The 18,323-nt window shown below is 71.2% G+C and carries 19 protein-coding genes, 2 tRNA genes and 1 riboswitch; of the genes, 14 read left to right on the forward strand and 7 right to left on the reverse strand.

The features are described 5' to 3' along the window. Positions 1–130: 130 nt before the first annotated feature. The 6 genes from C6Y14_RS33190 to C6Y14_RS33215 all read left to right on the forward strand — a co-directional run bounded on the left by C6Y14_RS33190 (position 131) and on the right by C6Y14_RS33215 (position 7,881). A complete protein-coding gene (locus C6Y14_RS33190) occupies positions 131–481 on the forward strand; it encodes a metallopeptidase family protein (protein ID WP_189776386.1) in 351 nt (116 codons plus the stop codon). Between the two features lie 187 nt (positions 482–668). Next, positions 669–1,181: a hypothetical protein gene (locus tag C6Y14_RS33195; RefSeq protein ID WP_318658077.1), complete on the forward strand. Its 513-nt coding sequence runs from the start codon at positions 669–671 to the stop codon at positions 1,179–1,181. A gap of 313 nt (positions 1,182–1,494) precedes the next feature. Further along, entirely contained in the window at positions 1,495–3,738 is a 2,244-nt protein-coding gene (locus C6Y14_RS33200) for a DEAD/DEAH box helicase (protein ID WP_107020570.1), read from the forward strand. Positions 3,739–3,960: 222 nt separating this feature from the next. Beyond that, complete coding sequence (locus C6Y14_RS33205) at positions 3,961–6,054, forward strand: LamG domain-containing protein (protein WP_159074354.1); 2,094 nt, start codon at positions 3,961–3,963, stop codon at positions 6,052–6,054. A gap of 98 nt (positions 6,055–6,152) precedes the next feature. Then, positions 6,153–7,688 carry an amino acid permease gene (locus tag C6Y14_RS33210; protein WP_107020572.1) on the forward strand — a complete coding sequence of 512 codons (1,536 nt, stop codon included), beginning with the start codon at positions 6,153–6,155 and terminating at the stop codon, positions 7,686–7,688. A 120-nt stretch (positions 7,689–7,808) separates the two neighbouring features. Continuing rightward, positions 7,809–7,881, forward strand: a tRNA-Lys gene (locus C6Y14_RS33215). A gap of 51 nt (positions 7,882–7,932) precedes the next feature. On the opposite strand, the gene C6Y14_RS33220 is transcribed toward C6Y14_RS33215, so the two are convergent. Next, complete coding sequence (locus C6Y14_RS33220) at positions 7,933–8,238, reverse strand: GntR family transcriptional regulator (protein WP_225891392.1); 306 nt, start codon at positions 8,236–8,238, stop codon at positions 7,933–7,935. 77 nt (positions 8,239–8,315) lie between these two features. Beyond that, entirely contained in the window at positions 8,316–8,606 is a 291-nt protein-coding gene (locus C6Y14_RS33225) for a GntR family transcriptional regulator (protein ID WP_199854949.1), read from the reverse strand. 286 nt (positions 8,607–8,892) lie between these two features. Here C6Y14_RS33225 and C6Y14_RS45280 point away from each other — a divergent pair, with 286 nt between their 5' ends. The 4 genes from C6Y14_RS45280 (at position 8,893) to C6Y14_RS33245 (ending at position 9,942) form a co-directional block, all read left to right on the forward strand. Next, positions 8,893–9,039, forward strand: coding sequence for a hypothetical protein (locus C6Y14_RS45280; protein WP_225891393.1), 147 nt, complete (start codon positions 8,893–8,895; stop codon positions 9,037–9,039). Continuing rightward, positions 9,039–9,338, forward strand: a complete 300-nt coding sequence (locus C6Y14_RS33235) for a hypothetical protein (protein WP_107020576.1) — start codon at positions 9,039–9,041, stop codon at positions 9,336–9,338. Before C6Y14_RS45280 ends, C6Y14_RS33235 begins: the two co-directional genes overlap by 1 nt. Positions 9,339–9,404: 66 nt before the next feature. Then, entirely contained in the window at positions 9,405–9,671 is a 267-nt protein-coding gene (locus C6Y14_RS33240) for a type II toxin-antitoxin system Phd/YefM family antitoxin (RefSeq protein ID WP_107020577.1), read from the forward strand. After that, a complete protein-coding gene (locus C6Y14_RS33245; RefSeq protein ID WP_107020578.1) occupies positions 9,664–9,942 on the forward strand; it encodes a type II toxin-antitoxin system RelE family toxin in 279 nt (92 codons plus the stop codon). The genes C6Y14_RS33240 and C6Y14_RS33245 overlap by 8 nt, the downstream gene beginning before the upstream one ends. 75 nt (positions 9,943–10,017) lie before the next feature. On the opposite strand, the gene C6Y14_RS33250 is transcribed toward C6Y14_RS33245, so the two are convergent. From C6Y14_RS33250 to C6Y14_RS33260, 3 genes are all read right to left on the reverse strand, one after another. Further along, positions 10,018–10,449, reverse strand: a complete 432-nt coding sequence (locus C6Y14_RS33250) for a RipA family octameric membrane protein (protein ID WP_107020579.1) — start codon at positions 10,447–10,449, stop codon at positions 10,018–10,020. Between the two features lie 65 nt (positions 10,450–10,514). Beyond that, positions 10,515–11,144 carry a GTP cyclohydrolase II gene (locus C6Y14_RS33255; RefSeq protein ID WP_107020580.1) on the reverse strand — a complete coding sequence of 210 codons (630 nt, stop codon included), beginning with the start codon at positions 11,142–11,144 and terminating at the stop codon, positions 10,515–10,517. 143 nt (positions 11,145–11,287) lie between these two features. Continuing rightward, positions 11,288–11,803 carry a MarR family winged helix-turn-helix transcriptional regulator gene (locus C6Y14_RS33260; RefSeq protein WP_107020581.1) on the reverse strand — a complete coding sequence of 172 codons (516 nt, stop codon included), beginning with the start codon at positions 11,801–11,803 and terminating at the stop codon, positions 11,288–11,290. Between the two features lie 104 nt (positions 11,804–11,907). Here C6Y14_RS33260 and C6Y14_RS33265 point away from each other — a divergent pair, with 104 nt between their 5' ends. The 4 genes from C6Y14_RS33265 to C6Y14_RS33280 all read left to right on the forward strand — a co-directional run bounded on the left by C6Y14_RS33265 (position 11,908) and on the right by C6Y14_RS33280 (position 15,990). After that, positions 11,908–13,053, forward strand: coding sequence for a dihydrofolate reductase family protein (locus C6Y14_RS33265; protein WP_107020582.1), 1,146 nt, complete (start codon positions 11,908–11,910; stop codon positions 13,051–13,053). 52 nt (positions 13,054–13,105) lie between these two features. Beyond that, positions 13,106–13,179: transfer RNA gene (locus C6Y14_RS33270), tRNA-Met, on the forward strand. Positions 13,180–13,372: 193 nt separating this feature from the next. Further along, entirely contained in the window at positions 13,373–14,506 is a 1,134-nt protein-coding gene (locus C6Y14_RS33275) for a PP2C family protein-serine/threonine phosphatase (protein ID WP_404828859.1), read from the forward strand. A gap of 265 nt (positions 14,507–14,771) precedes the next feature. Continuing rightward, a riboswitch (cyclic di-AMP (ydaO/yuaA leader) is annotated at positions 14,772–14,929 on the forward strand. A gap of 11 nt (positions 14,930–14,940) precedes the next feature. Beyond that, positions 14,941–15,990, forward strand: coding sequence for a M23 family metallopeptidase (locus C6Y14_RS33280; protein WP_107020584.1), 1,050 nt, complete (start codon positions 14,941–14,943; stop codon positions 15,988–15,990). 147 nt (positions 15,991–16,137) lie between these two features. Here C6Y14_RS33280 and C6Y14_RS33285 read toward each other — a convergent pair whose 3' ends face one another. Continuing rightward, the gene (locus C6Y14_RS33285; RefSeq protein ID WP_107020585.1) at positions 16,138–17,430 is read right to left on the reverse strand and encodes a PrsW family intramembrane metalloprotease; all 1,293 of its coding nucleotides are present in this window, start codon (positions 17,428–17,430) and stop codon (positions 16,138–16,140) included. Positions 17,431–17,499: 69 nt separating this feature from the next. Next, positions 17,500–18,315 carry a tRNA (guanosine(46)-N7)-methyltransferase TrmB gene (gene trmB, locus C6Y14_RS33290; RefSeq protein WP_107020586.1) on the reverse strand — a complete coding sequence of 272 codons (816 nt, stop codon included), beginning with the start codon at positions 18,313–18,315 and terminating at the stop codon, positions 17,500–17,502. Positions 18,316–18,323: the final 8 nt, after the last annotated feature.

Here is an 18,323-nt window from a genome sequence, read left to right on the forward strand (position 1 = left end):
CCGTATGCCCAAGCGGCGGGGCGGGTATGCGGAGCGCCGTCTGCCGTCTGCCGTCTGCCGACCGCCGTCCGTCGCGGGTCGCGTCCGCGGCACCCCTACCGTCCGGGCGTCCGTACCGGACAATGGTCTTGTGCTGGAGATGACGCGCGAGGAGTTCGAGGAACTGGTCGCCGAGGCCCTGGACCGGATTCCGCCGGAGCTGACGCGGCTGATGGACAACGTGGCGGTGTTCGTCGAGGACGAACCGCCCGCCGACGATCCCGAGCTGCTCGGGCTCTACGAGGGGACCCCGCTGACCGATCGCGGTGAGTGGTACGCCGGGGTGCTGCCGGACCGGATCACGATCTACCGGGGGCCCACGCTGCGGATGTGCGGGACGCGCGAGGAGGTGGTGGCCGAGACCGAGGTCACGGTGGTGCACGAGATCGCCCACCACTTCGGCATCGACGACGCGCGCCTGCACGCCCTGGGATACGGCTGACGTCCGGCCCCGTGAGTGCCCCGTACGCGCCTCGTGTGCACAGGGCGCATACGGCCGCGTGTCCTCTTGTGGGCGGCGGGAGTTGGGCAGGGGGACTCCCCATACCCTTCCTCGCGCTCCCGTCCCCGCGTTCCCGGCTCGGTCCGGGCAGGGGGACCCCACCCGGAGGTAGCTGCCCGTGCGCGCCATGTACGTACCCGTCCGTCTGGCCGCCGCGGCCCTGGCAGTCGCCGCCTCCGCGGGCTGCATGAGCGTCGGCGACGACGAGGGGAGCAGCCGGGTCAGGCCCTCCCACTCGGCGGGGCAGCAGGGCGGCGAGGAACCCGACGGGGGGTCCGCGGTGAGCGGCGGCGACTCCGGCCGGCACGGGGCGAGTGACGGAAAACACGCCAGGGCGAAGCCGGGCAGGTCGGCGTCCGGGTCGGCGTCGCCGTCGGCGGGGGAGAGCGGTTCGGCCGCGCCGAAGAAGCCGGCCAAGGGTGAGAGCGGCGGGAAGAAGCCCAGGCCAGGGGCGCCTTCGCCGACGAAGGAGCAGCCCACGCCGACGCGTGAGGACCCGGAGCCGACGCCTCCCAAGGAGACCCCGCCGCCGTCCCCGGACCCGACCACCGCCGAGCCGTCGTCCTCGGCGCACCCGGAGCCCGAGCCGCAGCTCGTCGAGCGTCGGGAGCCGGCGCCGCGGGCCGGGATCGAGGCCTGAGCGGCGTCCGGGTGCATGGATGTGCGGGCGGGGTGCGGCGCATGGAGGTGCGGGCGGGGTGCGGGGATGGATGTGCAGGCGGGGTGCGGGTGGCGTGCGGGCCTCTGACCTGGACATTCGGCCTCAGTTTGCCTTGAGCGGCACAGGGTGCGTATGGTAGTAGATCGTTTGATCCCATCGCCCGGCGCCATCACAGAGCGCCGCGTGGCGCGTACTCTCCCTTGCCGTGGCTGACCGCATTGAGGCGGTCGTTTGCGAAATCACGGAGTTGACGGGCGCGTGCCGAAGAGACTCCGGAAGGTTTCGCATTCGCATGTCCATTTCCAGTACTGATCACATCGTCGTGCCCGAGAACGAGGCGCCCGAGGTGACCGAAGAGACCGCGGCCCCCGAGCTTTCCGCGGCTCCCCAGACCTCTGAGACCCCCGAGACCCCTGAGGTCACCTTCACCGACCTCGGTCTCCCCGAGGGCGTCGTGCGCAAGCTCTCGCAGAACGGTGTGACCAGCCCCTTCCCGATCCAGGCCGCGACCATCCCGGACGCCCTGGCCGGCAAGGACATCCTCGGCCGCGGCCGTACCGGCTCCGGCAAGACCCTCTCCTTCGGCCTGCCGCTGCTCACGCAGCTCTCCGGCGGCCACACCGAGAAGAAGAAGCCCCGCGGCATCATCCTCACGCCGACGCGTGAACTCGCGATGCAGGTCGCGGACGCCCTCCAGCCGTACGGCGACGTCCTCGGCCTCAAGATGAAGGTCGTCTGCGGCGGTACGTCGATGGGCAACCAGATCTACGCCCTGGAGCGCGGCGTCGACGTCCTCGTCGCCACCCCGGGCCGCCTGCGCGACATCATCAACCGCGGCGCCTGCTCCCTGGAGAACGTCCAGGTCGCCGTGCTCGACGAGGCCGACCAGATGTCGGACCTGGGCTTCCTGCCCGAGGTCACCGAGCTGCTCGACCAGATCCCCGGCGGCGGCCAGCGCATGCTGTTCTCGGCCACGATGGAGAACGAGATCTCCACGCTGGTCAAGCGCTACCTCACCAACCCGGTGACGCACGAGGTCGACAGCGCCCAGGGCAACGTCACGACCATGTCGCACCACATCCTGATCGTGAAGCCCAAGGACAAGGCGCCGGTCACCGCCGCGATCGCCTCCCGCAAGGGCCGCACGATCATCTTCGTCCGCACCCAGCTGGGCGCCGACCGTATCGCCGAGCAGCTGTGCGACTCGGGCGTGAAGGCCGACGCGCTGCACGGCGGCATGACGCAGGGCGCCCGTACGCGCGTTCTCGAAGACTTCAAGAAGGGCTACGTCAACGCGCTCGTCGCGACCGACGTCGCCGCCCGCGGCATCCACGTCGACGGCATCGACCTGGTCCTGAACGTGGACCCGGCCGGTGACCACAAGGACTACCTGCACCGTTCCGGCCGTACGGCCCGTGCGGGGCGCAGCGGCACGGTCGTGTCGCTCTCCCTGCCGCACCAGCGCCGGCAGATCTTCCGCCAGATGGAGGACGCGGGCGTCGACGCCACGCGCCACATCATCCAGGGCGGCGCCGCCTTCGACCCGGAGGTCGCGGAGATCACGGGCGCCCGGTCGATGACCGAGGTCCAGGCCGAGTCCGCGGGCAACGCGGCGCAGCAGGCCGAGCGCGAGGTGTCGCAGCTCACCAAGGAGCTGGAGCGCGCGCAGCGGCGTGCCGTCGAGCTGCGCGAGGAGGCCGACCGTCTGGTCGCCCGTTCCGCGCGTGAGCGTGGCGAGGACCCGGAAGCCGCGCTGGCCGAGGCTGCCGCCGTCGTCGAGGCCGCCGCGGTGGCCGTGGCGCAGGAGCCGGTGGCGCAGGCCGCCGAGCCGCGCGACGAGCAGCGTCAGCGCCGGGACGACCGTGGCAACTACGAGCGTCGCGACAACCGTCGTGACGACCGCCCGTCCGGTGGTTTCCGTCGTGACGACCGCGGTGGCGACCGTGGCGGCTTCCGCCGCGACGACCGTCCCTCGGGTGGCTCCGGTGGCGGCTTCAACCGTGACCGCCGTGACGGCGACCGTCCCACCGGCGGTGGCTTCCGCCGTGACGACCGTCCCTCGGGCGGCTTCAACCGTGACCGTCGTGACGAGCGTCCCTCCGGTGGTTTCCGCCGGGACGACGAGCGTGGTGGCGGCCGTTCCTTCGACCGTCGTGACGACCGTCCCTCGGGCGGCTTCCGCCGGGACGACCGTCGTGACGACCGCGGTGGCGACCGTGGCGGCTTCCGCCGCGACGACCGTCCCACGGGTGGCTCCGGTGGCGGCTTCAACCGTGACCGCCGTGACGGCGACCGTCCCACCGGCGGTGGCTTCCGCCGAGACGACCGCCCCTCCGGTGGTCACCGTGGCAGCGACCGTCCGTTCAACCGTGACCGGAGCGACCGTCCCACCGGTGGCGGCTTCCGCTCCGGCGGCCACGACCGCCCGTCCGGCCGCCGCGACGACCACCGTGGCGCGGGCTCCGGCTCGGGTTCCGGCTCCACCGGCTCCTCCTTCCGCCGCGACGACAAGCCGCGCTGGAAGCGCAACGGCTGACAGCGCCCCAGCTGACGCCGTAGCGACGTAGCACGCGAAGGGCCCGGACGACCTCGGTCGTCCGGGCCCTTCGGCGTTCGCGGGTGCGGCCTGCTCGCGGGGGCGCGCGCCGGAGCCGTCCGGGCGCCGAAAAATGACAACTCCCCTGCCGTGACCGGCTGTTACGCTCCGGCGCGGAATCGGACGGCCCGGTGGATCGCCGGGCCCAGGGGAGGGGACCCGTTGAAGCCACCAGTTCGTCATGCCCTCGTACGCGGCGCGATCGCTGTGACGCTCGCGTCGTCGGCCGTCGCGTTCACCCCGTGGACGGCCGCGGCGGCCGAGAACCGGCCGCCGTCGCAGCCCGCGTCGGCCGACCTGACGACCGGGAGCGCGGCCTGTGCGAGTGGGGCGGACCCGACGTACGTGCGCCGGCAGCCGACGCTGTCCGCGGTGCTGAGCGACCCGGACGGGAACCGGGTGAGTGCCCAGTTCGAGGTGTCCTGGACGGACGAAGCGGGCGATCCTCAGGTGCGTACGGTCGAGACGACCGCCAAGTCCAGCGGTTCGTCGTTCAGCTGGACCGTGCCGTCCGAGGTCCCGGCGTTCACCGACGTGAGCTGGCGGGTGCGGGCGAACGACGGCACGGTGTGGGGGCCGTGGAGCTCCGACGGCGAAGGCCGGTCGTGCGCCTTCGTGTACGACGACGTGGCGCCCGCGGAGCCCTCCGTGTCGTCGCCGGAGTACCCGGAGTACTCCGAGGACGACGAGTGGCACGACGGGGTGGGCACGTACGGCACGTTCACCGTCGACTCCACGTCGGATGACACAGTGTCCTACCTCTACTCCTTCCAGGACGGGGGCTCAGGGACCGTGAGGCCGGCGGAGCCCGGAGGCCCGGTCGTGCTCACCTACCTGCCGCAGTCCTCCGGCATCCCCAGGCTCACGGTCAAGGCCATCGACCGGGCGGGCAACGCGAGCGCGCCCAGTGAATACCTGTTCCGCGTGCGCGAGGGCCGTACGCCCGTCGCCGCGTGGAAGCTCGCCGACGCGGCAGGGGCCGGCGAGGCGGCGGCAGGCGCGGGCGGCCGTCCCGCGACGGCGGGCGACGGGGTCGAATTCGGCGCCGAGGGTCCCGCACGGACCGCGGTGACGGGAGCGGCCGGGTTCGACGGCACGGACGGGGCGTACCTGACCAGCGGCGCCCCGGCGGCCGACCCGGCAGGGGCCTTCACCGTCAGCGCCTGGGTACGTCCGGACTCCCTCGCCGAGGACCTGGCGGCGGTGAGCCAGGACGGCGGCGCGGACGTGGCGGCGTTCGGGCTGGGGACGGACGACGGCGCCTGGTCGTTCACGGTGGGCGACTCGGTCGTACGGGGCGGAGTGCCGGAGAGCGGCGAGTGGGCGCAGCTGACGGGCGTCCACGACCCGGTGGCCGGGACGGCCCGCCTGTATGTGAACGGCAGGCCGGTCGGCACGGCCGAGAACGTCACGCCGCCCTCGACGTCCGGGGCCCTCCAGATCGGGCGGAGCCAGGGCGCCGCGAGCCGCAACTGGCACGGCGCGCTGGCCGACGTACGCGTGTGGGACCGGGTGGTCGTCGCTCCCGAGGCCGCCACGCATGCGAAGCGCGGCACCGCGAGCAAGGGGTACTGGGCGCTCGACGAGGCGACGGGCGGCAGCAGCCCCGAGCGGGACGGCGGACTGCCGTTGACGCTCGGCGGCGACGCGAGGATCTACCGCGCCGACGACTCCTGCGACCCGGGGTCCGACCCGGACTGCGGTTCGGCCCCGTACCCCATCGTCGGCGACGGACATCTGGTGCTGGACGGCGACGGCGACTTCGCCGCGGCGGACGGGCCGGTCGTCGACACCGGGGACAGTTTCTCGCTCTCCGCGCACGTACGGATCGACTCCGCGGCGCAGGACCGGCCGATGACGGTGCTGTCGCTGCCGGGTGAGGACGGTTCCGTCGCCGTCGTCCGCTACTCGGGCGCCTCGCAGCAGTGGCAGGTGACTCTGACGGACTCGGACGGCGAGAGGACCACGCTCACCGCGGACGACAGCTGGGCGTCCCCGGACTACGACCACCATCTGTCGCTCGTGTACGACGACGCGGCCGACGAGATCCTGCTGTACGCCGACGGGACGGTCTCGGCGCGGGCGTCGTACCGGCCGGGCTGGACGGCGAGGACCGGCATCGAGGTCGGGCGGTCGCGGGTGGACGGGGGCTGGGGCGAGTACCTGCAGGGGGTTGTGGACGAGCTGCATGTCCATGCCGGGGTACTCAGCCCGCATCAGGTCACCTCCCTGCAGCTCGGCATGACGGACGTCTAGGGGCCGGGGGCCGGGCCGGAACCCCACCGGCCGTGTTTCGGCCAGATCAACCGCACTGTGGCGCATGTCATACCCCCGGCGAGGGAATTGCTGGGGGCATGACAGAAGACGCCAGAGTGAGTGGGCTGTCGGACGAAGAGCGGCTGGCCCAGCTCGGATACACGCAGGTTCTCGCCCGCCGCATGTCGGCGTTCTCCAACTACGCGGTCTCCTTCACGATCATCTCGGTCCTGTCGGGCTGCCTGACGCTCTACCTGTTCGGCATGAACACCGGTGGCCCGGCGGTGATCACCTGGGGCTGGGTGGCAGTGGGTCTCATGACCCTGTTCGTCGGGCTGGCGATGGCCGAGATCTGTTCGGCGTACCCGACCTCCGCGGGCCTGTACTTCTGGGCCCACCGCCTGGCTCCGCCGCGTACGGCGGCGGCCTGGGCGTGGTTCACGGGCTGGTTCAACGTCCTCGGCCAGGTCGCCGTGACCGCCGGCATCGACTTCGGCGCGGCCTCGTTCCTGGGCGCGTACCTGAACCTGCAGTTCGACTTCGAGGTCACCCCCGGCCGCACCATCCTGCTCTTCGCCGCCATCCTGGTCCTGCACGGCCTGCTGAACACCTTCGGCGTACGGATCGTCGGCCTCCTCAACAGCGTCAGCGTGTGGTGGCACGTCGTGGGCGTCGCGGTCATCGTCGGCGCGCTGACCTTCGTACCGGACCAGCACCAGTCCGCGTCCTTCGTCTTCACGGAGTTCGTGAACAACACGGGCTGGGGCAGCAGCTTCTACGTGGTGCTGCTGGGCCTGCTGATGGCGCAGTACACCTTCACCGGGTACGACGCCTCGGCGCACATGACGGAGGAGACGCACGACGCGTCCACGGCCGGGCCCAAGGGCATCGTCCAGTCCATCTGGACGTCGTGGATCGCGGGCTTCGTCCTCCTCCTCGGCTTCACCTTCGCGATCCAGTCGTACGACGGCGCCCTCACGTCGCCGACGGGCGTACCGCCGGCCCAGATCCTCCTGGACGCGCTCGGCGCGACGGCGGGCAAGCTCCTGCTCCTCGTCGTCATCGGCGCGCAGCTCTTCTGCGGCATGGCGTCGGTGACCGCCAACTCCCGCATGATCTACGCCTTCTCGCGCGACGGGGCGCTGCCGTACTCCAACCTCTGGCACACGGTGAACCCGCGTACGCGTACGCCCGTCGCGGCGGTGTGGCTCGCGGCGCTGGGCGCGCTGGTCCTCGGCCTGCCGTACCTGATCAACGTGACCGCGTACGCGGCGGTGACGTCGATCGCGGTGATCGGCCTCTACATCGCGTACGTCATCCCCACCCTGCTCCGGCTGCGCAAGGGCGAGGCGTTCGAACGGGGGCCGTGGCACCTGGGCCGCTGGTCGCGCCCGATCGGCATCGTGGCGGTCGTCTGGGTGGGCGTGATCACGATCCTCTTCATGCTCCCCCAGGTCTCCCCGGTCACCTGGGAGACCTTCAACTACGCCCCCATCGCGGTCCTGGCGGTCCTCGGCTTCGCGGCGGCATGGTGGTTCGCCTCGGCCCGCCACTGGTTCCTCAACCCGAACCACGAACGCACCCGCGCCAGGGAGGCGGCCCGAGCGGGGGCCCCGGAACCACTGGATCCGTGACCTCTCGACCCTTCGGCGCGGCCGGGACACCGATACCCGATCGGAGTCCCGGCCGCGTCCGGCTATGCTCGTTCCTGCGTCGACCATGGTCGGTGCGTGCGTCGGCGTTGCCCGGCGCACGGACCCTTAGCTCAATTGGCAGAGCAGTGGACTTTTAATCCATTGGTTGTGGGTTCGAGTCCCACAGGGTCTACACGAAAGCCCCCAGCTCAGAGGCACTTGAGCTGGGGGCTCGTTTTGTTCGTCATGCCTGACGGGGTTCGCCCTCGTTGCCGGGTGGCCGTTCCACGACGAAGGATCCCTTGCCGCGCACGGTGACGATGAGCCCGCGCTCACGCAGTTCCTGAGCGGCCCGCCGAGCGGTGAGCCGGGCCACGCCGTACTCGTCGGCGAGATGGTTCTCCGAGGGGATGGGCCGGTCGGGCGCCAGCTCGCCGGACGCGATCTTTCTCGCGATGGCATCGGCCAGTTGTACGTACAGCGGTGTCGCGCTCAACGGGTCCAGAGCGGGTTCTGGCGATGTGTGGGAGTCGAGCCCATGCTTGCCCATGCGCTCGATGGTCCCAGGTTGCGACGGCGGGCAGCACGTGTTGCGTGCGCGGATGCCCGGCCCGCGATGTGTCCCGCTCAGCTGTCCGGCTCAGCCTCTTCGGGCTCGACCCCGGAGGGCCGCTCGGGTCGCACAAAAGTGCCCTTGATGGGGACCGTGAGCACCAGGCCCTGATCGCGGAGTTCGCGCACGGCCCGGCGGACAGTGTTGACGGCCACGCCGTACTGCTCGGCGAGATCGCGCTCAGCCGGAAGCCGTGCGCCGGCGGCCAGGCGTCCTGTGCGGATCTGCTCGGCGATGTGGTGCACGACTTGGAGATACACGTAGACGTGACTCGTCAGGTCAGGTGTCCACCGGTCGTTAGCCATGGCCGCACGCTAAGGCGACTCCTAGCAACGCACCACATGTGGCAACGTCCGTATGCAACCTGATGCTTCCGGTTGCTACCTATCGCAACCTAAGGCAAAGTGGACGTAGAAGACCCCGGCGAGGTGGCAAGACCTCCCGGGGCGTGGTCAACGCTGAAACAGGAGCGTCAACATGCTCGACCCTATCCGCCGCGCCCTCCATTGGTTGCGGCTTCTCTTCTGTCCGGGGACCGGCACTCGGCGGCGTACTCGTCATCGCGCCCGTCTCTGCCTTCACATCACCGCCGTGCGGCACCCCGCTCCGTACGGCGGCGGCGCCCACGATCAGGTGGCCGTTCTGCAACAGCGCCGCCGGCTCGCCCTCGTGCTCGCCGCCGACCTCGGGATCGATCTCGACTCGCATCTGATCGGTGCGCCGGAGGTGGCCGCCTGATGGAGCGTCCCGTCCAGCCCGCAGCCCGTCTGCTGCCCTGGCAGTCCCTCGACGGGAAGCCCTGTTATCTGGTCACGGACGACAGCGGCGGCGGGTATCTGTCCCGGCTCGCCGACGACCTGGAGACCGTCCTGCTAGCCACGGGCGCCGACGTGCTCGACCTCGCCCGCCCGCTGCTGGACGACCCGGCGTCACCGCCCGCGGAGCTGCGCTTCGCCGGACGGCGGCTCGCCGAGTGCCTGACCGACGTCCTGCGCGTCGCCGAGTCCCGGGGGATGCGTCTGACCGGCGCCGAGTAGGCGCTCCGGAGGCCCGGCCCGGTGAGTGCATTGTGTACACATGGTGCACTCGGTACTCTTGGGCGCATGACCCAGATGCCCATAGAGTCCATCCGCGACGTGCGCGCCCACCTGGCCGAGGTGGTCGAGCGGGCCGACCGGGACGACACCCCCACGGTCATCACCCGGCGGGGCAAGGAAGTGGCGGCCGTCGTCTCGATCGAGGTCCTGCGCAGGTACCAGGAGTGGGAAGAGCGCGAGATCAACCGGATCATCGACGAGCGCATGGCGAGCACGGCGGACGGCGTCCCGATCGAGGACGTCATGAGGGAAACGCTGGCACGTGGTGAATGAGCCCGGCGCGCCTGCGTACCGCACCGTCTTCCGGCCGGAGGCGCGGTCGGAACTGCGCAAGATCCCCCGGGCTGCCGCGCTGCGCATCCTTGCCAAACTGACGGAGCTGGAGACGGACCCGCTCGGCTTCCACACCACCGCGTTGGTCTCGCAGCCGGACCGGCGCCGCCTCCGCGTCGGGGACTACCGAGTCGTCTACACGCTCGACAACGGGGAACTGGTGGTGTGGGTGGTCCACGTCGGACACCGGTCCACCGTCTACGACGTATGAGCGTACGGCTACCGGGGCCACGTGAGGGGCTCACCTCATGAGGGCATGGTGGCGAGGGAGCGCGGGGCAACGGGTTCACGTGATCACCAGCAACGCCCCCCACATCACCACCGCCAGCGCCGGCAGCAAGTAGGCGATCAGGATGATCGAGCGGCCTCGGCCCCGGCCCTGGCCGCGGGTGGACCAGCTCGCCCACGTCGCCGCGTACTCCGGCAGGCGTTCCACCGCTCGGCGCTGTACGTGCTGGTAGTACAGGCGGTGCCGGTGGCCGACGTACAGCCAGGTGAGGGCCAGTACGAGGCCGAAGGCGGCCAGGACGCGGGCTGCCACGAGGTGGTGCTCCGAGGTGAGGAGCGTCGTGTACGCCACGGCGAACAGCGACTGGCCCACCAGGAAGAGGTTGCCCCGCTGGAACAGCATCGTGTTCTCGTGCAGCGTGTGCTGCCAGAGTCTGCCGTCCTCCGCGATGCGTTGTGCTTGCGCCTGAGTGTCCCCGTCGTCCCCCATGGCACCGTTCTGCCCCGCCGTCGCGCGGAGCCACCGCTTCCGGGCGATGCGGAACGGCCGCCGCGTCAGCCCGCCGTCAGCTCCGCCAGCGGGAGCGTGTGCTGGGTCTGGAGGACCTTCGCCCGCAGGTACAGGACGTTGTGGGCCGTCGTGAACACGCCCGTCGGGACGCGGTGCCGTACGTCGATGCCGAGCGCCCGGAGCTGTTCCGCCTTGTCGGGGTTGTTGGACAGCAGGTCCAGCTCCGTGATGCCGAGCGCCGTCAGCATCTGGGCCGCCGCCGTGTAGTCGCGGGCGTCCTCGGGCAGGCCGAGGGCCGTGTTGGCGGCGTACGTGTCGAGGCCCTCGTCCTGGAGGGCGTACGCGTCGAGCTTGTTGTAGAGGCCTATGCCGCGGCCCTCCTGTCGGAGGTAGAGGAGGACGCCGCCGCGTTCGGCGATCTGCTCGACGGCCTCGCGCAGCTGCGGCCCGCAGTCGCAGCGCGAGGAGCCGAAGGCGTCGCCCGTCAGGCACTCGGAGTGCAGTCGGACCAGGGGCGTGGCGCCGGCCGGGTCGCCGAGGATCATCGCCACGTGTTCCTGGCCGTCGGTCAGGCCGTGGAAGGTGACCAGTTCGGCGTCAACGCTGTAGCCGTCGTGGAAGCGCAGGGGCACCCGGACGCGCGAGCGCTGGGTGGCGGCGGGGTAGTCGGGCATGCGGGGACTCCGGTCCACGTTCCTCATCTGCTTCAGATTTGAAGCAGATCCTCGAATCGAGACCCTAACTCATGCTTTAAAGTTAAAGCAACGGATGTCGCAGGGAAGAGACCCCGGGCGCAGGGGCTACGTACACGGAGGGGTTACGTGCACGGGCCCGGCGAGCGGCGGCGCCATGGGACGTCGTCCGGGGGTGCCTGCGCGTCGTCGCCCTCCAGGCCGCGTGCGACGCTCGCGCAGATCTCCTCCAGTTGCCCCACCTGCTCCGGGGAGATGCGGTCGAAGAGGGCCGCGCGGACCGTGTCCACATGGCCGGGGGCCGTACGCTCCAACAGCGTCATCCCCTCGTCGGTCAGCACCGCGGTGCTGCCGCGCTTGTCGCTGGGACAGCCCTCGCGGCGTACCGCCCCGTCCTTCTCCAGACGGGTCACCGCGTACGTCAGCCGACTGCGCGTGATCTTCGTCCGCTCGGCGAGATCGGTCATGCGCAGCCGGCGGTCCGGCGCCTCGGAGAGGTTGGCCAGGATGGAGTAGTAGACATGCGGCATACCGGCCTCCTGCTGGAGCTGCCGGTCGATCGCGTCCTCCAGGAGGTGGGAGGCGGCGATGTAGGCGCGCCAGGCGCGCTGCTCCTCGGAGGTGAGCCAGCGGGTCGTCATGCCTTCAGTGTAAGTTTGTTTCAAACTTGAACCAAGTCGAGCCGAAGCCCAGGTACGGTCCCCGTCTCGCCCCGCCTCACCGCCCCGCGAAAGAGAGCGCGTCCATGCCCCACCCCCACGTCCTGTTGTCCGCCGCCGTCTCCCTCGACGGCCGCCTGGACGACACCGGGCCCGAACGGCTGCTGCTCTCCGGCCCCGCCGACTTCGACCGGGTCGACGAGGTACGGGCCGGCTCCGACGCCATCCTGGTCGGCGCGGGCACCCTGCGCGCCGACAACCCGCGGCTCCTCGTGAACTCCGCCGAGCGCCGCGCCGCCCGGGTGGCTGCGGGGAGGTCCGCGTACCCGCTCAAGGTCACCGTCAGCGGCACCGGTGACCTGGATCCCACCGCCAACTTCTGGTCCACCGGCGGCGAGAAGGTCGTCTACACGACGGATGAGGGTGCCGTGACGGCCGCGGAGGCCCTGCGCGGGCTCGGCGTCGACGTCGTCCCCGTGGGGGCCGGGCTGGACTGGCGGGCCGTGCTCACCCACCTCCACGACGTCCGCGGTGTACGGCGGCTCATGGTCGAGGGCGGCGGCCGGGTCCACACCCAGCTCCTCCAGCAGGGCCTCGCCGACGAACTGCAGCTCGCCCTCGCGCCGCTCGTCGTGGGGCAGCCGCACGCGCCGAAGCTGTTCGGGGACGGCGACTACCCCGGCGGACCCCGCAACCGGCTGCGGCTGATCGAGACCCGGCCCGTGGGAGACGTGGTGCTCATGCGGTACGTGCCCACCGCGCCCGGCACCGGACCCGTACCCTCCGCCGCCGACCACCGATGGCTGGCGCTCGCCTGCGAACTCGCCGCCGAGTGTCCGCCCTCGGAGACCGCCTTCAGCGTCGGCGCGGTCGTCGTCGCGGCCGACGGCACGGAGCTGGCCCGCGGATACTCCCGCGAGTCCGACCCCGTCTCGCACGCCGAGGAGGCCGCGCTCGCCAAGATCGCGCCGGACGATCCCCGGCTTCCCGCCGCCACGGTCTACAGCAGCCTGGAGCCCTGCGCCCGCCGCGCCTCACGGCCCGCGCCCTGCGCCCGGCTGATCCTCGACGCGGGGGTGCGCCGGGTCGTCACCGCGTGGCGCGAGCCCGACACGTTCGTGGCCGCCGCCGACGGGAACGGCCTGCTCGCGGCGGAGGGCGCCGACGTCGTCGTACTCCCGGAGCACGAGAGCGCGGCCAAGGCGCCCAACCGGCACCTGAACCGGGGCTGACATCTACCGGTGTGCGCCGGGTCCCGCGAATGGCGTACAGTGGAGTCAACGACGCGGGGTGGAGCAGCTCGGTAGCTCGCTGGGCTCATAACCCAGAGGTCGCAGGTTCAAATCCTGTCCCCGCTACTGAAGGCCTGAGGCCGGAATCCAATGGATTCCGGCCTCAGGTGTTTTCCGGCCCCCTATGCCGCCCCATCGCTCATGCTGTCCCGGGCGCTGTCCCGTATGCCGGCGCTCACCCGCCCGGTCCCCGTCCGCTCGCCCCGCCCCGCCGGTCCCTGAACTCTGGACGGAGCGAGTGGCCGAGGGCAGGAGACACGTGATCGGGCGTCGAGCGGTCGAGCAGCGGTCGCCGGGCTCCGCCGGGTCGCAGCCGGACAAGCGGTCCGGCCTGTATCCCCGTACCCGCGCGGTCATCCGCGTGCTGCCCGCGCTGCTGATCGTCGCGGGTGTCGCCTACGACGTCCTCACCCCGCAGTACTTCACCGCCGCTCCCTTCCTCTCGGCCGCCTCGCTCGTCGCCGCGCCCCTGCTGTCGCTCGGCGCCACCGTGTGGACGGGCATCGCGGGGACGGCGGCCATGGTCCTCGTCACCCTGCGGTTCGCCGTCGACGCGAGCGGGATCACCGAGATCGCCACCGTGGCCGTCGTGGCCTGCCTCGCCGTCGTCATCAACCGGCTCGTGAGCCTCGGCAACGCCCGCCTCGCCTCCGCCCACGAGATCGCCGAGGCCGCCCAGCGAGCCGTCCTGCCCGAACCCGCCGCGCGGACCGGCGGCCTCGACCTCGCGGTCCGTTACGTGGCCGCGCAGACCGACGCCCTCATCGGCGGCGACCTCTACGCCGTGCAGGACACCCCGCACGGCGTACGGCTCGTCGTGGGTGATGTGAGAGGGAAAGGCATGGGCGCGGTCGCCGCCGTGGCCGTCGTCATCGGGGCCTTCCGGGAGGCCGCCGAACAGGAGAGCACCCTGGAGGCGGTCGCCCAGCGGCTGGAACGGTCGCTGATGCGCGAGGGCGTGCGGCGCGACAGCGTCGAGGTCTTCGAGGGCTTCATCACCGCCGTGCTCGCCGAGATCCCGCACGGCGCCCAGCGCGTACGCCTCGTCAACCGCGGTCATCCCGGACCGCTCCTGCTGCGCGGCGACGGAACCGTACGCACGCTCGCCGCGGCGGAACCCGCGCTGCCGCTCGGGATGGGCGACCTGGGCGCCTGGCCCGACCGTGCGCAGGAGGAGGACTTCCTGGGCGGATCCATGCTGCTCTTCCACACGGACGGGCTGTCCGAGGCCCGGGACGAGCGGGGTGTGTTCTTCGATCCGGTGGCACGGCTGTCGGGGCGGGAGTTCGCCGGGCCCGACGCGCTGCTCGCCGAGCTGGTGGACGAGGTGTTCCGGTACACCGGGGGCGGCGGTACGGACGACATGGCGCTGCTCGCCGTCCGGCGGCCGTGAGGGCGTCGGGGCATCTTCCCGGACCTCTCCGCACCTATATCACCTGCAGTAGTCGAACGACGCCCCTGCGCATAACAACTGACGCACCATCAACAAAAGTGGTCCCTGTGAATGGCGATCAACTCGCCCGATTTACCCCGCTCCCAGCGTTTAAGTCCAGGCCAGGACCCGTAACGATCATCAGGAACAGCTTGGAATCCGGTGCCTGAGTCTATTAACGTTCGATAACGCAGCGCGGTGTCCCAGCCGTCACAAGAGACGGCTCCGTGCGCACGCGCCGAATCCCGCAAGGGAACCGGGGAACCACCTACATGGGGTGAATCGCGTGTCTTTCGTGGTGGTGAACACCGCGGTTGACGCGCGTAGGAGACCTTCCTGCTCCGAACCCGTCAGCTAACCCGGTAGGCGAGAAGGAAGGAAAGGAGCGCGCCCACGTGGCGTTCAACAGGCCTGCCCCCACCCCGTCGTTCATACCGGACGAGGTGACGGGAGAGACCTCGGGCGACAAGAAGCCCGACACCTTCGCCTTCGGCGCCCGCAGGGACGACGAGCCCTGGGAGCCCTGGAATCCCAGCGCCGACACCGTCGTTCCCGTCCGCGGCAAGCACCGCGTCGCCAAGCAGCGTGGCGGGGGACTCGCCCGCAGCTCCACCGTTCTGGGCGTCGGCGTCATCGCCGCCGTCGGCGCGGGCGGCATGGCCTCCGCGCAGACCGGCAAGCCGCCGGTGTCGATCTCGATCCCCGACCTGCCGAACGTCGGCTCGCTGATCTCCGACGAAGAGGCCCCCGAGGGTTCCAGCACGGCGCTCACCGCCGCGGGACTCACCCAGGCCGACGCCGAGGAGGGCAACGCCGACGCCGGCGAGGCCCTGCGCTCGCGCATCATGCTCCAGGCCGAACTCCAGCAGGACCAGGTCGACCGCGAGGCCCAGGCCGCCGCGGAGGCCGCCGCCGCGAAGAAGGCCGCCACGCTCGCGGCCAAGGAGCAGGACGCGGCGAAGGCCAAGGCCGCCGCCGCGAAGGAGAAGAAGGAGCAGGAGGCCAAGGCGAAGGCCGAGGCCGCGCGCCTCGCCGAGCTGGCCAAGCAGTTCACACTGCCCACCTCCTCGTACACGATCACCTCCACCTTCGGGCAGTCCGGCTCGCTGTGGTCCTCCGGTCAGCACACGGGTCTGGACTTCGCCGCTCCCACGGGTACCCCGATCAAGGCCGTTCACAGCGGCACGATCACCGAGGCCGGCTGGAGCGGCTCGTACGGCTACCGCACGGTCCTTACGCTCGACGACGGTACGGAGCTCTGGTACGCCCACCAGTCGTCGATCGGCGTCAGTGTCGGGCAGAAGGTCAGCACGGGCGATGTCATCGGGCGCGTGGGTGCCACCGGCAACGTCACCGGGGCGCACCTCCACCTGGAGGTCCACACGGCCGGCGGCAGCGGGATCGACCCGATGTCATGGCTGCGCGGCAAGGGCCTCAACCCGTAAACCGCCTGGCGGCGGGCGACCCCACTCCCACTGACACGAACCAGAAAAAGCTGACGCGCGCGTCCGGGTGACGCGCGCGTCTTTGCTTTCAGGGGCGCGGGGAACTGCGTGACCAGCCACGGACGGCCCGCAGCGGACCGTGGCGCGTCAGGTTCGGTACGGGTTGTACGCCGGGTAAGGGGGCGGATACCCGTACCCCGCCACCGGCCACGGCACAGGCGCCGGCGCAGTCGCCCGCGCCGCATACGCCAACGCCGGCCGAGCCGGCTCCCGCCGAGCCCACAGCTCGTGCAGCAACTCCCGCTCCCGCACGGCGAAGTCCGCCCCCGCCCGGCCACGGCGCCCCCGGTGACGCAGGAACGCCAGCGACGTCGCGTACGCCTCGTACTCCGCCACCGCCCGCCCCGCGTCCCGCCCGCCATGATGCGTGGCGTACTCCCGCGCCAGCCGCCGCGCCTTCATCGAGCCGAGGACGAACGGCTCGGGCGCGGCCAGCCACCCCGCCACGGCGTACGAGGGAAGCTCCGTGCGGACCGTGCCGAGTTCGCGCTGGCGCGTCCAGACGGCCAGCCAGGTCAGCAGCCCGAAGGACGGGACCATGAAGGCCCCGTACACCGCGAAGAAGCCGTACTCGCCGAACGCCGACGAGCCGTTCCACATCGCGTGCATGCCCATCGCGAGCAGCAGTCCGGTCAGGGGCAGCAGGACGCGCCGCACCTGGTGGCGGTCGGCCGAGAGCGCCGCGATGCCGAAGCCGATGCCCGTCAGCACGGTGAACAGCGGATGCGCGAAGGGCGACATGATCACGCGTACGAAGAAGGTCGCGGCGGTGACGGAGAAGATGCCCGTGTCTCCGGTGAGCTGGTCCGTGCCGAACGCCGTGCCCAGATAGAGGATGTTCTCGGTGAACGCGAAGCCGGTCGCCGTGACGCCCGCTATCACCACGCCGTCGACGATCCCCGTGAAGTCCCGTCTGCGGAACAGGAAGACGAGCAGGACCGCCGCCGCCTTCGCCGACTCCTCGACGATCGGCGCTATCACCGTCGCGCCGAGGGTGTCCGCGTGGGACGGGTCCGCCGTGGCCGTCGCTATCCACTGCGTCGCGAAACTGTTGGCGACGATGGCTATCAGCGCGGCCGCGCAGGCGCCCCACGCGAAGGAGAACAGCAGGTTTCTCCAGGGGCCCGGATCGACCCTGTCCAGCCATCGGAACGCCGCGACGAGCAGGGGTACGGGGAAAATGGCGAGGCCGAGGCCCACCAGGAAGCCCTCCGTGCCGGTCTGTTTGCGGACGAGGGCCAGGATGACCAGGCCGGACAGGGCGAGCAGGGTGGTCAGCGCGGCGTAACGCACCCACGTGCGCTGCCACCAGTGCGCGTGCCGACGGGCGCCTCCGGCGGGCAGGCCGGGGGGTGTCGGGGGTGGGGGGCTGGTGGCCATGACAAAAACCCTAACGAGGGAGGGGCTTGGCCCGCGAGAGCGCCCCGTCCCGGTGGGTGGGGGCGGGGCTCAGGCGCCCGTGCTGTCCGTACCGCTGTCCGTTCTGCCATTGCTGTCCGTGCCATGCGGTACGCGGCGGAACAGGAGATCGTTCACCACGTGGCCCTTGTCCAGGCCCTGGGCCTCGAAACGGGTCAGCGGGCGGAAGTCGGGACGCGGCGCGTAACCGTTGTCGGGCCGGGTGTTCTCGAAGTCCGGGTGCGCGGAGAGAACGTCCAGCATGACTTCGGCGTACGGCTCCCAGTCCGTCGCGCAGTGCAGCAGCGCGCCGGGCCGCAGGCGGGACGCGGCGAGCGTGAGGAACTCCGGCTGGATCAGGCGCCGCTTGTGGTGGCGCTTCTTGGGCCAGGGGTCCGGGAAGTAGACGCGCAGGCCGGCGAGGGAGTCCGGGGTCAGCATCTCGCGGAGCAGGATGATCGCGTCGCCGTTGGCCACGCGGATGTTGGACAGGCCGGCCCGGTCCGCGAGGTTCAGCAGGTTGCCCTGGCCGGGGGTGTGGACGTCCACGGCGAGGATGCCGGTGTCCGGGGCCGCGGCGGCCATCCGGGCGGTCGCCTCGCCCATGCCGAAGCCGATCTCCAGGACGACGGGGAGGTCGGCCGCGAAGAGTTCGGCGAGGTCGAGGGTGCGCTGCCCGTCGATGTCCAGGCCCCACTTGGGCCAGAGACGCTCCAGCGCGTCCGCCTGGCCCTGGGTGACGCGGCTGCGGCGGGGCTGGAAGCTGCGGATCCGTCGCTCGAAGTGCGAGCCTGCCGGGTCGGGCTGGGGGCCGTCGGGGAAGCGGGGTTCGTTTCTGGGGCGGGGGGTTCTGGATGAGTCAGACACAGTGGGTC

Origin of the sequence: Streptomyces dioscori, from assembly GCF_003024195.1 — a bacterium.
GTDB classification, from domain to species: Bacteria; Actinomycetota; Actinomycetes; order Streptomycetales; family Streptomycetaceae; genus Streptomyces; species Streptomyces dioscori.